The sequence below is a fragment of the Halorubrum tibetense genome (assembly GCF_042661865.1).
Lineage (GTDB): Archaea > Halobacteriota > Halobacteria > Halobacteriales > Haloferacaceae > Halorubrum > Halorubrum tibetense.
In genome coordinates this window covers 1-1,340 of sequence record NZ_JBHSWW010000446.1, presented here as the reverse complement: position 1 = coordinate 1,340, position 1,340 = coordinate 1, and the positions used below count along the sequence as shown (strand labels likewise).

General features: G+C 70.8%; 1 pseudogene. It reads left to right on the top strand.

Features of this window, described 5'->3' with window-relative positions:
• Nucleotides 1–1,340: pseudogene (locus ACFQEU_RS16020) on the top strand (glycoside hydrolase family 15 protein); the annotation flags it as partial.

Below are 1,340 nucleotides of genomic sequence, written 5' to 3'. Positions count from 1 at the left end.
TTCGCGCTCGCCGAGGCGGCCGCCGAGTACGAGGCGCTCGCGAGCGAACGGGCGACTGACGACGGCTCGACGGGAGCGCTTCCGCCGCTTCCGGACGACGTCGACCTCGACGCGTTCGTCTCCCGTGTCGCGACGCACGTCCGGACCACGATCGACGCGCTCACCCGCGAGACGGCGAACGTCGAGGGGTTGGTGCGGTTCGTGGGCGACGACTGGCGAACCGCGGAGCAGGGCGGCGCGAAGGTGTGGTCGATCGCGACGCTGTGGGGTGCCACCGCGGCCGCGACCGTCGGCGGCCTCCTCGACGACAACGGGGGAGATCCCGACCCGCTGTTCGCTGACGCGAAGGCGCTCTACGAGCGCTGCGAGCCCGATGGGCCGTTCACCAACGAGGCGGGGCTGCTCGCCGAACAGGTGTTCGACGACGGTGACCTCGACAGCGCGACCCCCATCGCGTGGGCTCACGGGCTCCGGATCGACGCGACCGCGACGCTGGCGCGACACGGCGCGCTACCGGTCCCCCACGAGCGCCCCACCGGCCCCGAAGCGCCGCATTGGACGACCGGTCGGAAGTTCGGCGTTGGGACTCCCGCTGACCACGACGCTGCCGACCCGGTGCCGGTCTGGTTCACGCTGACCGAAGGGGCGTTGACGGAGGCCCGATTCCCCCGGATCGACGTGATGAACCTCCGGACGTTCGACTTCCTCGTCACTAACCCCGAGAAGGGATACACGGTTCGGACGTTCGACGAGACGAGCCACCTGACGACAACGGAGACGATCACCCGGACGACGGAGCCGAGCGCCGACGACGCGCTCGCCTACACGCAGACGATACGGGAGACCGGCGACGGCCACGGCCACACGTGGACGCTGACCGTCGAGTACGCCGTCGATACGACCGGGAACGCGATCCTCGCAGACGTCGAATTCGAGGGCGGCCGGGAGTACGACGTGTACGCGCTGGCCGACACGACGCTGACGAACGTCGGCACCGACGATCACGGGTCGCGGGTCGGCGACGACCGGTACCATCTCCTCGCCCGCAACGAGGAGACGGACCGTCCCCCGGGGAAGCTGGTCGACGACGACGGCGAACCGTTCGAGGTCGCGCTCGCGCTCACGGCCACGGACGGGTTCGACTGGGCGAGCGCGCTGGCGGCAGGCGACGAAGCACTGGACGAGCTGTTCGCGGGCGGAGCGCGGGGACAGGGATCGACCGAGGCCACCGGAAACGTGGTGCTCGCGGGGCTCGTCGGAAGCGGGACGACGGTCTCCGACACCGTTGCGCTCGGGTTCGCCGAGGAGTCCGACACTGCGGCCGCGCTCGGGGAGGCACA